8 protein-coding genes are annotated in these 12200 nt (G+C 53.6%); 7 read left to right on the top strand and 1 reads right to left on the bottom strand.

What is annotated here, in order from left to right:
- The first annotated feature begins 5 nt into the window (after positions 1-5).
- The 4 genes from IFT57_RS07580 (at position 6) to IFT57_RS07595 (ending at position 7723) form a co-directional block, all read left to right on the top strand.
- Entirely contained in the window at positions 6-3107 is a 3102-nt protein-coding gene (locus tag IFT57_RS07580; protein WP_192151025.1) for an efflux RND transporter permease subunit, read from the top strand.
- Positions 3108-3263: 156 nt separating this feature from the next.
- Complete coding sequence (locus IFT57_RS07585; RefSeq protein WP_122531079.1) at positions 3264-4337, top strand: hypothetical protein; 1074 nt, start codon at positions 3264-3266, stop codon at positions 4335-4337.
- 262 nt (positions 4338-4599) lie between these two features.
- Positions 4600-6009: a hypothetical protein gene (locus tag IFT57_RS07590; protein WP_122531078.1), complete on the top strand. Its 1410-nt coding sequence runs from the start codon at positions 4600-4602 to the stop codon at positions 6007-6009.
- Between the two features lie 190 nt (positions 6010-6199).
- On the top strand, positions 6200-7723 hold the full coding sequence (locus IFT57_RS07595) for a hypothetical protein (RefSeq protein ID WP_122531077.1): 1524 nt from the start codon (positions 6200-6202) through the stop codon (positions 7721-7723).
- A gap of 437 nt (positions 7724-8160) precedes the next feature.
- Here the strand turns inward: IFT57_RS07595 and IFT57_RS07600 are convergent, their stop codons facing one another.
- The gene (locus IFT57_RS07600) at positions 8161-8703 is read right to left on the bottom strand and encodes a hypothetical protein (RefSeq protein WP_122531076.1); all 543 of its coding nucleotides are present in this window, start codon (positions 8701-8703) and stop codon (positions 8161-8163) included.
- A gap of 106 nt (positions 8704-8809) precedes the next feature.
- Here IFT57_RS07600 and IFT57_RS07605 point away from each other — a divergent pair, with 106 nt between their 5' ends.
- The 3 genes from IFT57_RS07605 (at position 8810) to IFT57_RS07615 (ending at position 12081) form a co-directional block, all read left to right on the top strand.
- Positions 8810-9355, top strand: a complete 546-nt coding sequence (locus IFT57_RS07605; protein WP_244657268.1) for a hypothetical protein — start codon at positions 8810-8812, stop codon at positions 9353-9355.
- A gap of 138 nt (positions 9356-9493) precedes the next feature.
- Complete coding sequence (locus tag IFT57_RS07610; RefSeq protein ID WP_192151027.1) at positions 9494-10432, top strand: SPFH domain-containing protein; 939 nt, start codon at positions 9494-9496, stop codon at positions 10430-10432.
- A 554-nt stretch (positions 10433-10986) separates the two neighbouring features.
- The gene (locus tag IFT57_RS07615) at positions 10987-12081 is read left to right on the top strand and encodes an RNA-guided endonuclease InsQ/TnpB family protein (RefSeq protein WP_192151029.1); all 1095 of its coding nucleotides are present in this window, start codon (positions 10987-10989) and stop codon (positions 12079-12081) included.
- Positions 12082-12200: the final 119 nt, after the last annotated feature.

The following is a 12200-nucleotide window of genomic DNA, read 5'->3' on the forward strand; positions in this document are numbered from 1 at the left end:
CCCTGATGACCAGCTTTTTCATTCGCAGACCCATCTTTTCGACGGTGCTCTCGATCGTTATTGTCCTGGCAGGCCTTCTGGCCTCTCTGGGCTTGCCGATCATGCAGTACCCCCAGATCACGCCACCGACGGTGAGCATCTCAGCTACCTACTCGGGCGCCAACGCAGAGACACTGGCCAAGGTTGTAGCAGCGCCCATTGAGGATGAGCTCAGCGGGATCGAAGGTCTTCTGTACTTCACCAGCAACTCATCTTCAGATGGCCAGGTGAGCATCACCGCCACGTTCGATATCGGCACTGATATCGACATGGCTATGGTGGATACCAACAACAGGGTTAAGGCAGTCGAAGCCCGTCTGCCTGAAGATGTTCGCCGCAACGGGATCAACGTGCGCAAGCGCAGCAATGACATGCTGCTGGTGCTCGCGCTGACCAGTCCTCAACAGACCCACGACACCTTGTTCCTCAGCAATTACGCCAAGCTCAACATGGTGGACTCGCTCAAGCGCGTGCCCGGCGTTGGCGATGCCCAGGTGTTCGGTGCCCGTGACTACTCCATGCGCGTCAACCTTCAGATGCCAAAGCTGACTTCTCTGGGCTTGACCGTCACTGACGTATCCAATGCCATAAGCGCTCAGAACAGCCAGTACGCCGTGGGCAAGGTGGGCGACGAACCAATGCCCTCGGATCAGCAACTGACCTATTCGGTGACCGGCAAAGGTCGCCTGCTCACTGCCGAAGATTTCTCCAACATCATCCTCAAGCAGGACGCCGGCAAAGGTGTCGTAAAGCTGGGCGATGTGGCCAAGGTAGAGTTGGGTGCGCAGACCTACAGCATGGCAACATTCATGAATGGCTCGCCAGCGCTGGGTATCGGCATCAACCTGCAGTCGGGCGCCAACGCGCTGGACGTGGCAGAAGCTGTCAAAGCAGAGCTGGGCCGCATGGAGAAGAGCTTTCCTGAGGACGTTTCCTTCCAGATCGCCTACGACACCACCACCTTCATCCAGGTCAGTATCGACCAGGTTGTAAAAACCTTGGTGGAGGCAATGATCTTGGTCATTCTGGTGGTCTTCCTGTTTTTGCAGAACTGGCGCGCCACCCTCATCCCACTGCTGGCGGTACCGGTCTCTCTGATCGGCACCCTGGCAGGCTTGTGGGCTTTTGGTTTCTCGATCAATACCCTGACACTGTTTGCCATGGTGCTTGCCATTGGCATCGTGGTCGATGATGCCATCGTGGTGCTGGAGAACGTCGAACGACTGATGCATGAGAAAGGGCTCAATGCCAAAGATGCGGCCATTGAAGCCATGCAGGAAGTCTCAGGCGCCCTGATCGCGATCGTCTTGGTACTGTGTGCGGTGTTCATCCCGGTTTCCTTCCTGGGTGGCATCGCAGGCAAGCTGTATCAGCAGTTTGCGGTCACCGTTGCCATTGCCATTTTCCTTTCTGGCATTGTGGCGTTGACCCTTACCCCTGCCCTGTGCGCCCTGCTGCTTAAACCCTCGCACAAACAGGGTCTCTTCTTCACCTGGTTCAACCGCCAGTTCGAGAACCTGACCAAGTTCTACCTGTTCCTGGTCAACAAGACCTTGCGCCACCGCGCTATCAGTGTTGGCTTGTTCCTGGCAGTGTGCGTCAGTGCCGCCGTACTGGCGGTCAAGCTTCCGACCTCCTTCGTACCAGCTGAGGATCAGGGCATGCTGATGGGCTCCATCCAGCTGCCTGACAATGCGAGCCTTTCTCGCACCAATGAGTTTGGTGAGAAGTATCGTCAGATCCTGGCGCACGATCCTAACGTCAGCGATGCCTTTGTGATTTCCGGCTTAGACTTCATCGGCGGGGGCAACAAAAGCAACGCAGGCGCCATGTTCGTGAAACTCAAACCTTGGGATGAGCGCGAAACAACGGCAATGGATTTGGCTGGCAAATTCATGGGCATCGGCCTGGGTCAAGCGGATGGGCGTGCAATGGTCTTCAACCCACCCGCCATCATGGGTCTGGGCAGCACGGGTGGCTTTGAGTTCTTCCTGGAAAACCGCGATGACGGCGACCCGCAGGCGCTCTCTGATGCCATGAACACCCTGATTGGCGCACTGCAGAAAGATCCTCGCATGGCCTCGGTGAGTTCCTTCTACCGTGCCGGCGTACCGCAGCTCTACGTCGACGTTGACGAGCAAAAGGCAATCTCCCTGGGCGTCGCCATTCCGGACGTTTATGCAACGCTTCAGGGCGTTCTGAGCTCGGTCTATGTGAACGACTTCAACAAGTCGGGCAAGACTTACCGGGTGCAGATGCAGGCCGACCAGCAGTACCGCAACGATCCTGAAGATATCCGTTCGTTGTATGTGCGCAACGCTCAAGGCGATCTGATTCCAATGGCAAGCTTTGTCGACGTGTCGTTCAAGAATGGCCCCGAGATGATTCAGCGCTACAATGGCTACGTCGCCACCAAGATCAGCGGTAGCGCTGCCACCGGCATCAGCTCCGGGGATGCGATCAAAGCTGTCGATGAGGTAGCCGCCAAGGTGCTTCCAGAAGGCTACGTGATCGAGTGGACAGGCCAGGCTTATCAGGAGCAGGCAGGTGGGTCGACCACCTATCTGGCCTTTGGCTTTGCGGTGCTGATGGTCTTCCTGATCCTGGCGGCGCAATACGAGAAGTGGTCACTCCCAGTCGCGGTCATCCTGGCTATTCCGTTTGCTCTGCTCGGTGCCTACGGCGCGCTGCTGATTCGCGGCATGCCCAACGACATCTACTTCCAAATTGGCCTGGTGGTGCTGGTTGGTTTGGCAGCAAAGAACGCCATTCTGATCGTGGAGTTCGCTCAGCAGAAGGTGGAGGAAGGATTCGAGCTGGCCGATGCTGCTGTTGAGGCTGCCAAGCTTCGCTTCCGTCCGATTGTGATGACCTCCCTGGCCTTCACCCTGGGTGTGTACCCGCTTATGGTGTCCACGGGGGCAGGTTCTGCCTCGCGCCAGTCCATGGGTACCGGTGTGTTCGGCGGCATGATCCTGGCGACCTTCCTCGCCACGGTGTTTGTGCCACTGTTCTTCCTTCTGCTATCGCGCAAGGCGCCGCTCGGACAGAAGGTCAAGCAGGACTGATTCATCAGGGCATGGACGCCCTAACTGTCTCGGTCGGAGTCCCCACCTGCGGGCTTCAGGCCATAAAATACCGCGCTATCAATTATGCCGGAAACCGTCTTTTTCTTTTGCTTCAGTAACTTCACCGAGGTTAAAATAAAAGAAAAAGGAGCGGTCATGTCTTCCAACATCTTCATCAGCCCACGTGTCTACGGTGGTGATCATCCAGCCCCTCAGGGCGCGCACCCGCTTTCTGATATCGCAGAGACATATCAGCGCTCCTCTCAAGCCAACGGCAAAGCTCTGCAGGACATGCAAGCCGATAAACAGGGTCGCAACCTGTTTGGAAAAGTGGTCGACTTTCTGACTCAGACGCCAGCAGAAGAAATGGCTCAATACGCCCAAGCCGTGCACGACCGCGTCGAGCGTGAGGCGGGTTCGCGCATTGGCGCCTGGGTCGACAACAACACCATCCGTGCTCTGGATGCCTTTCCTGAAGATCGTGCCAAGTGGCAGGGTCTGGCTGATCAGCGCATGATCGTTGACAACCTGCAGCTGGGCGCCAAGAAAGCTACGATTCTTGGCGTGGATGCGGTTGAAGCCCTTGAGGATGCTCTGGATGAAATCACCAGTGCTATTACAGGTGAAATGGTTGACGTCGTGTCATCAAACAAATTGGTGTCGGTCGCGTCTAGTGGCATGACCAGCGCGGCGAAAGACATGACCTCAGAGGCGATGAAGAAAGCCAACCAGTTCTTCAGAACCTACAACAACACGTTTGTTGAATCGCCTCACCTGAATTTTGGTGGCCTGGATCTGGTAGTTGACCTGACGGCAAACCTGCCGATCGATTTGCTCTCGCTGTCGGACATTGGCAACCTCACCAGAATGGAAACCAGGGTCATGGACGCCCTTGAGGCAATCAAAGCGCCGCTCAAGCAGGCGTCAGAGCTCAAAGAGGGGCTGGAAGGTGCGTCGCAGAACTACGCCAAGCAAATGGACGCCATCGTTGAGCCCCTGCGCACGGGACTTGAAGCGACAATCCCTGAAGACCTCAAACCCCTGGTCAACCCGGCAAGGCCTCTGAACTATCAGGTTTTCTCCACCCTGAAATCTGAGATGGTGGTTGACTGGAAAGCAGCGCGTGAGGCGACCAAACCGATCCTGGATGCAGAGGTCTCAGCTGACCGTGATCCAAAGCAGTCGATCAGTACTCGCAATCGACCTGGCGACGAGCTTTCGTTGGGCTGAGTCGCCGCATTCGGCAACCATGCAGAAGCTGTGAACTCCAACAAAACCGGGCAAGGATGCCCGCTTTCCCTTTGGTAGGCCCTCTTGGTCTGATGTGGCCAACCGATCGAAATCATGCTCGGGAAAGGGTTTTCAAAGATCTGTTTTCACCTTAATTGACCCAAGGTCATATCACCTTGAAGCATTAGCTTGGCAGTATGCATTGCCTGGGTTGACCCCTATGCTAAAACGTATCCATACTGGCACAAATGGAGGCTTCATCATGGCTAGCGACATCAAGTTCACATACCGCAACAAGGCGTACATCACCCAGCTCGTCAATGCGCTTGCCGAGGGCGATGTCACGACCCTGGCCAATAGGTTTTCTCAGCACGCTGATCCTTTGGTGTACAAGCAAACCAAGGACTCCTTGAAGCCTACCGACTATGCTCTGCTCCTTGAGATTCGGGAAAACTTCACTGCCTTCACAGAGCTTGATGTGCATGCCCTCTTGCTGGCGCTTTCGTCTGAGGAACCCTTGTCGACAAAAACACGGGTCGCTCTGTACATGGTCTCCTATCCTCACCTGTCCACTGATGACCGGGATTGTCTGTTCGGTGATTCCGGGCCGCTTGCCATTACCTCTGAAGACCTGGCTAACCTAAAAGCCACCCAAGAACAGCCCGGCTCCGATTTAGACAGCTGGGAGAAGTCGAGGCTCAGGTCTTTCTATGAGCAATCGGTTGTCGTTAATCAAAGCCCAGAAGACTTCGTTGCGAAATTCAAAATATGTGAGGCCATTGGGCTGCCGCTTTATGTGGAGATCAATCGTCTCGCTTACCAGGATCAGCCGGGTGGCCCTTCAGCCCTTGATCGCTATAAGCAAATTTTTGCAGAGGTTGGCGAAGAAAATACCCAGTCTTTTGTGTGGAACATGCGCAAGCCAGCCATCAGCTACGAATTGCTCAAGGAATACGGCTTCAAGGCTTTCCATGATGCACAGCATGACAGGGGTTTCCAGCTCAAATTCATCCCTGATGCCTTTGATCACGACGAACCAGAAATCTTCCAGCAGTTGACCGAGCGCAATATTCCTCACATTTCTGTTTCACAGGTATTGGAGATCACCAAAGAAATGGTCTCCAGACTGGGCGAAGTAGAACCGAGCAAGGCTCAGTCCGAGATGCTTGCCTTCATGGACGAACATCTCTCTAAAATTGATATCGAGAGGATTCAAGATCGGGTTGCATCTCACGCCCAATCGAGTCGTTTTGGTCGACTCGACCCCATTCTGGATATCGTGGCAAGCGGTAATGAGCGGATGCTCGATGCATTCATTCGGCACGTCGGAGAAGACCGGGTAGCCCCACACCTCTCCGCCATGATGCCTCTGCTTGAAAAATATCTGCCTAGAATGGCTCGCGGCAATGACATCAGTGAATCGCAGAAGCGGATGGCCTTGCGGCTTCACGAGATGGCCAGCGTGCACACCGCAGAGATTGGGGACGTGCTACAAGGCATTGACACCTCGAAGGCCTACCGACTGCGCGAAGAAAATGGTGTCGATGTAAAACTTGCCTTCTCCGAGATGAGTGGCGAGCAGCGGGCGCAATGGGCCCATGAGATCGTTACGGCTGCACCTGAAGAATCCAAGCGCTCGTACCGAGGAGGTCGGTTTTTCGACCCGTTCTAGTCACTAGAAAAATTTTGGATCATGGCATATACGCAGCGCCTGGAAAAAACAGCAGGATGCAGCATGGAGCGTTGGGCTTGATCACTGAGGATGCGCGTGCATAACCTGCTCCCAAGTGAGAAAGGCCCAAAACGTGAGTTGACCGGCTCCAGGCAGCATCCACATACTGATTGAAATTGAGGATTTACCGATGTCCAACCCTATCCAGTACAGCAGCAGGAACAAGGCGTTTGTCACGCAGGCCGTCAAGGTTTTTCGTGATCGCAACGCCATCCTGTTCAAGGACATGTTTTCCAAGCACAGTCTGGCAAACCTGTACAAAGCGCCAAAGGAAGGGGGGCTCTCATCGGACTTCTGGATGCTCAATGACATTTTCGTCAATCGTGAATCCGATATAGTGGGTGAAGAGGTCAGGCTGATGCTCGACACTCTTGTGCAAATCCCAGGCCTTTCGGCTGAAACAAAACTGAGCCTTTACCTGTGGAGCTTTCCTCACATCGACGTGAAGGAGCGTGAGGCAGTGTTTGGTGAGGCTGGGCCTTTGCAGTTTGCCCGCGACCTGACTGAGCTTAAAGAGCGCCTCAATGCGAAGAATGACGGCTATTTGAGCTCGATGCTCACCAAACTTGGCACTTACTTCAAAGCTTCAGTGGTTAAAGACCAGGCGCCTGAAGACTTTGTGGCGAACTACAAACTGTGCCAGGCATTTGGTGGGAATTACCACGACTCCCTGAGGGGTCTTCAGTACCAGAATGAGCAAGACTCAAGCAGCTTTGATCGTTACAGCACGATCCTTGATGCCCTGGACGAAGACACTGTGAACCACATGATTTGGAATGCGGGAAAACTGCTTTATTCCTACGATATGCTTAAGGCAAAAGGGCCAAAGTCCTTTAGCTTTGACATTGAATACAAAGACCGCCTGGCAGCTTTTGAAAGAGCGTTCGTTGAGAATGACGATGAGTTTTTCGAAAGCCTGGGCAACTCCTGGCTGGTAAAGGAAAATTCGAGCTCCTTTGAGCGTCTCGACGCTGCCCTGAAAGCCCAGCTTGGCACAGATCAGCCCACCCAGACTCAAATCGAGATCTTCGACTACATTGAGAAGACAAAACAAGACAGCCTAAAAAAGATGTTCTTGAGATCTATCGAGAACAATGTCTGGGATGAAGCTTGCAAGGTCATTATGGACTGCTTCCAGGCTGGAGATATGCCAAAACTCCAGAACCTGATGGGCGATCAACCTGCTGAAAAATTTGCACCTCTTTTTGGGGCTGTAGTGCAGCAGATTGTGCATCTTGTGCCCCAGATGGTCAGCAGCGGTGTTATGGGCGAACGCCAGAAGGCATTTGCCCTCTACCTGCATGAGCAGTCGACCATGGGACTGGAAGCAATCGCCGAGCGCTTGAAGGAAATGCCCACCGCCAAATCGAGGGATACTGGACGTCGACGCATGCCGGATGATGACATGATTGTTGGCGTGCCCTTCTCGGTTCTAACCGAAGATCAACGAGAAGCGATTGTGGATATTGATATGTCCCCAATCCACCCGGCAATGATGCATCCTGGCATGCTGCGTGGTATGCCGCCTGGGATGTTGAGGCACATGGGCCCATACGGCATGGAACCGTATGGCCTTGAAGATGAGGCATCCCAAATTCGTGGCGCCAAACCGCGTCGGCGCGGATCACCTGACGACAGCGGCTTTGATCGATAAATAGACCATGCCCACTCCAATGCATACATGGCCAGTACGCCTGGCCTCATCTCAGGACATCGCCGCACATGTCTCCGGGCTGTCTCCCTATGAAATCTGTGAGGAACAGATAGAGGAGTTGTACTGGGGTTGTCACGCCAAGCTTAGATGGACACCCATTGCCGAGCTTCGCTTGGGCCCGGATGATGCCAATTTACCCAGCAAGAAACGCCAAAAAGCCTGCGACTCCCAGCCGGTCGAAACCATGCCTCCACTGCTCGCAGATGAGGGCATGGTCATGGATGGTGCCCACCGGTACCGCACGCTTCTCAACAAGGGCTGTACGCATTGTTGGGTGTACCACATTGAAGAAGCGCCAGATCCGGAGCCGGGCCGCAGGCCAAATGGCAGGCAAGAGATGGAAAGTCCGTCCCCATAGCTTGCTAGGCATACTCTGCCTATTGTTCAAAATCTTTGGCAAGCTTCATCTTCTCCGCAATAGGCTCGATAGATTCCCATCCGAAAGCGGTTATGCGTAAAAGAGACGTCCTGAGCTTAGTCGTTGTTTCTGTGCCATGACCTATTTGAAAGATTTCATCCCGTCCGCCATAGCCTATGGCCAGTCCGCGCTTCTCAAGGTAAGTTGAGCGAAACCAGAATTCGATTTCAGGCATACCCTTTGGTATATCAAGGATGCCTGGTTTATCGAGAAGCTTAAGCAGAATATCTACATCTACAATATCAAGGTTTAGATCCGAGGCGTTATCTTTGCCTACCAATGCCTTCCAGCCTCTATAAGTGATGGATTCAACCTTTCTATAGTAGCCAGTCCGCTGATTACCTGAAGTGTTTGGAATTGCATATCGAAGCTTATTGCATAATGTGTAGGCGGTCAGCTCAAACTGATCTGAGGTGAATCCATCAATTTCAGTGACAGTGGAACCAGGGTTGTCCAGGAGCTTGCGGAGGATCGCTGATTGAGAGGTAGTTAGAGTGGTCATTTTTAGACTCTTATTATGGATTGAGCTTTGAATATATCATGCTCAAATGGCAATATGTGAAGATATCAAATATAAATGTTGGCTTTTTGGTGATTAAGTGATAGGCATGAATATATTGACTGGAAAAACCAGGCACTCCCCTTGGATCCGCCCTCTGGATGAGATCAGGGATCTTCTTTGCCTCGAATGGGCACACTACAAGCGCGACCTGCCTCATGATGACTGCCCATCACAAGACATGTGCCTACTCTCGACGACCTACCTTTACTGGCTTTTCAAGCATGCTGGTTTGAAGGGCTGGGAGCCCGCCGAAGGCGTTGGCATGGATGATCAGGGGGAAAGCAATCCTGGCGGCATGAAAGCGGTTAATGATCGCTGGTACTCGCACAACTGGTTGGTTCACACGTCTGGAGTGATACTGGATTTGACAGGAGATCAGTTCGGTCATGAAGAAATCATTCTGGCCACCAAGGACGATCCACGCTACAACGCCAACAGGTCTAGTGAGTACGCAAAGCAGCGAGTGTCCAGCTGCAGGCTTGGGAAAGAATGGCTGAAATTTCAGCTTGAAGACCCGGATAGCAGTAAGCTCCTAAGCTCAATTCTGAGGAGCCTTGGGCCCGGTCACGGCCAAGATCTATCCTGTCCGTAATGCTGCAACGGATTATGGATCAATTGCAATAACCCGCCACATATCCTGCTTTGCACCCAAACCAAAGCATTGATTTGCGGTCAATATATCGCTAACCTGTGCGTAGTCAAATCAACTGTATTTACCAAGGATTGCGCAATGTATGACGATGTAGCGACTCCCTCTCCAAAACCTCAGGTTCTCCTGCTGCCAGGCTCCATTGGCATTTTGATGATCCTGGCCATCCTGGCATTTGCTGCTTTCTGTCCGTTTCTGATCACGGGCGAAAGCTACAGCACTGGCAGGCAGACCATCTTCAACGGCGACCTTATGGACTGGCTGGCAGTTCCGATCGCCATCTTCGGTCTGATCCTGACGGGTGGTTTCTGCGTCATCGAGCCCAGGCAGGCCAAGGTGCTGGTGTTCTTTGGTAAAACTCGTGGCGTGTTGATGGATAACGGCTTTTTCTGGCTTAACCCACTTGTGTCCAAAAACAACGTCAGCCTCAAGATCGAAAACTTCGAATCCACACCCGTGAAGGTGAACGATAAAACAGGTTCGCCAATCATGGCTGCCGCAGTTGTGTCCTGCCAGGTAGTTGATCCAGAGGCCTATGCGTTCAACGCTGATGACCCCGACAACCTGATCATGAACGCCATTGACCGGGTGTTGCGCAAAACGGTGTCCAAGTTCGCCTATGACCTGGCCACCAACGCTGATGGCGAAGATTCAAAAGAAACCTGCCTGCGCGATGATTCGGAGGAAGTCTCGAACCTCTTCAAAGCCGAAATCCAGGCAATCCTGACTCAGATCGGCATGAAGGTGCTGGACGCCAACTTCACGAACCTTTCCTATGCTCCGGAGATTGCTTCGGTCATGCTTCAGCGCCAGCAGGCCAGCGCCATGATGGATGCTCGCAAAATGCTGGTGACCGGCGCGGTGACCGTCGTGCGCGACGCAATCGAGCAAATGGAAAAGTCCGATGATAAGTCGCCAGAGGTTCCCATGACCTCTGAGCAAAAGGGCCAGCTCGCCTCGAATCTTTTGACAGTGCTGGTCAGCGAGCGTGGCGCTCAGGTCACAATTCCACTGCCCTAAGCGGGTGAAGCCAAGATGATCATGATGCCCATAAACAACATTGATGGCCTTAATCGTGCCTCCCTGCAGATCATGATGGCTGATCAACGCCACTGTGATCGTGTAAAGGCCGAACAAGCGATGGCTAATGCATCGCCGGCTCTGCCCTATGTCAATGTCGGGTACATTGCCACCTGCGAAGACATGACCCAAAGGGGTCGCCTGCCTTCAAGGCTTACACACGCCATCAGGTCTGCTGGCCTGTAGGCATTGCAGCAAAACAAGCCCTGCCAGATTTTTCTCGCCGGGCTTTTTCAATTCTGGGAGACGTCAATTGAGCCCTAAATTGCACTCAGACCCCCGCTTGCGTCAAACTGTGAGCATCTAAGGGGATTTTGTGCAACGCGGCTCACCATCAACTCGCAAAGATCAGAGTCGCGACTACTCACCAGTAGTGCGGGAAGCCCCGGAGTTCAGTCCGAGGTCAAGAGCACGGACGCCGAAAGGCGTCATCAGCCTTTATTGTTGAGTTGCGTGTGTAGCAGAAGGGTTTCAATAAATGGTAATCTCCCTGCATGGAAATCACCAAGACCCTGAAGCTTCGAATCAAGGACAAGCATGCCAAGGCGATGCTTGCGATGGCTCGCGACGTCAATCAGGTCTGGAATTTCTGTAACGAGACACAGTTCAGAAGCCTGAAGCGATACTGCAACAAACCCAAGGTGTGGCTCTCGGGGTTCGACCTGCAGAAACTCACCAACGGCTACAGCAAATGCGAAGGCGTCTCCATTGGTTCGGCCACCCAGCAGCAGGTCTGCGAGGAGTTCGCTTCCAGGCTCAGGCAGTTCAAACGCCAGCGCCTCAATTGGCGAGTGAGTGATCGAAAATCGCCTAGATACTCCTTGGGCTGGGTGCCGTTTAAAGCCCGCGCCCTGACCTATAAAAATGGCCAGGTACGGTTCAACGGTATCAATATTGGCCTGTGGGATTCCTACGGGCTGTCGAAATACACCTTCAGGGCTGGCAGCTTCAACGAGGATTCTAGGGGTCGCTGGTATTTGAATATTGCCGTGAAGATCGAGGTCGTGGATAAGCGGGTTCCTGCCGGCTCCTCGGTCGTGGGCATCGACCTCGGCCTCAAGACTTTGGCCACCTATTGCAGCGGCGAGAGATTCGAGCCTGCTCGCTGGTACCGAGAATCACAAGCAGCCCTGGGGATCGCTCAAAGGGCCAGAAAAAAGCGGCGCATAAAGGCGATTCACGCCCGCATCGCCAACCAGCGCAAGAACGCACTCCATTGTGAAACTTCAACGCTGGTAAAGAGACACGCAGCCATCTTCGTTGGCAACGTGAACGCCAAGGCCCTGGCAAAAACCAGCATGGCGAAATCCGTGCTTGATGCCGCCTGGTCGACGTTCAGAACACAACTCCAGTACAAGGCCATCAGGCATGGAGTGGTGTTTGCAGTGGTCAACGAAGCGTTTTCAACCCAAACCTGCTCGTGCTGTGGTGTTAATCCGCCCAGCAGTCCGAAAGGTAGAGCCGGACTTGGAATAAGGCAGTGGACGTGCAGTGATTGCGGTTCGATTCATGATCGAGACGTCAACGCCGCACGGAACATTGCCCGCCTGGGACTTCAGGCGCTTGCAGAAGGAATCCCCGCTCTTTAGGGCGGGGAGGAAGTCAAAACGCGCCGTTGACTATGCAAGAAAATGGGGTTGTGAGTATAAGACCCTGAGCTTCAGGGATTCACATCAGCCCAACCGGGGCAGCCACTCTGACAAAGCAA

Origin of the sequence: Pseudomonas sp. CFBP 13719 (assembly GCF_014842095.1) — a bacterium.
GTDB lineage: Bacteria > Pseudomonadota > Gammaproteobacteria > Pseudomonadales > Pseudomonadaceae > Aquipseudomonas.

What these genes read in the sequence shown, in the direction of transcription:
- IFT57_RS07610 (WP_192151027.1), top strand. Translation starts at nt 9,494, where the DNA reads ATGTATGACGATGTAGCGACTCCCTCTCCAAAACCTCAGGTTCTCCTG.
- IFT57_RS07585 (WP_122531079.1), top strand. Translation starts at nt 3,264, where the DNA reads ATGTCTTCCAACATCTTCATCAGCCCACGTGTCTACGGTGGTGATCAT.
- IFT57_RS07580 (WP_192151025.1), top strand. Translation starts at nt 6, where the DNA reads ATGACCAGCTTTTTCATTCGCAGACCCATCTTTTCGACGGTGCTCTCG.
- IFT57_RS07590 (WP_122531078.1), top strand. Translation starts at nt 4,600, where the DNA reads ATGGCTAGCGACATCAAGTTCACATACCGCAACAAGGCGTACATCACC.
- IFT57_RS07595 (WP_122531077.1), top strand. Translation starts at nt 6,200, where the DNA reads ATGTCCAACCCTATCCAGTACAGCAGCAGGAACAAGGCGTTTGTCACG.
- IFT57_RS07605 (WP_244657268.1), top strand. Translation starts at nt 8,810, where the DNA reads ATGAATATATTGACTGGAAAAACCAGGCACTCCCCTTGGATCCGCCCT.
- IFT57_RS07600 (WP_122531076.1), bottom strand. Translation starts at nt 8,703, where the DNA reads ATGACCACTCTAACTACCTCTCAATCAGCGATCCTCCGCAAGCTCCTG.
- IFT57_RS07615 (WP_192151029.1), top strand. Translation starts at nt 10,987, where the DNA reads ATGGAAATCACCAAGACCCTGAAGCTTCGAATCAAGGACAAGCATGCC.